Here is a 298-nt window from a genome sequence, read left to right on the forward strand (position 1 = left end):
CTGCCGTCGGCAAACACCCGTTTGGTCAACTCATTGTTGTAATCGTAATGATATTGCTCGGTACGGCCCAATATGTCGGTTACCTCGGTGTAACCTTCGTGATAGGTAAAACGCCATTCCTCGCCCAAAGAAGTCCGGTTGCGGATGACTTTGCCGGTCGGGGTGTAATGGTCGTATTCGTATTCCGATACCAATCCGGCCGCATCCGTATGCGACACCATCAGATTGTTTTTATAGCCGAAGCTGCGTTTGACATTACCGTCGCGGCCGATGACGCGGATCAGGTCACCACTGCCGT

The 298-nt window shown here is 52.3% G+C and carries 1 pseudogene; it reads right to left on the reverse strand.

Annotation, left to right across the window (positions count from 1 at the left end):
- A pseudogene (locus HMPREF2871_RS00015) lies at window positions 1-298 on the reverse strand (type IV secretion protein Rhs); the annotation flags it as partial.

It is taken from the genome of Neisseria sp. HMSC067G12 (assembly GCF_001812725.1).
Lineage (GTDB): Bacteria > Pseudomonadota > Gammaproteobacteria > Burkholderiales > Neisseriaceae > Neisseria > Neisseria perflava.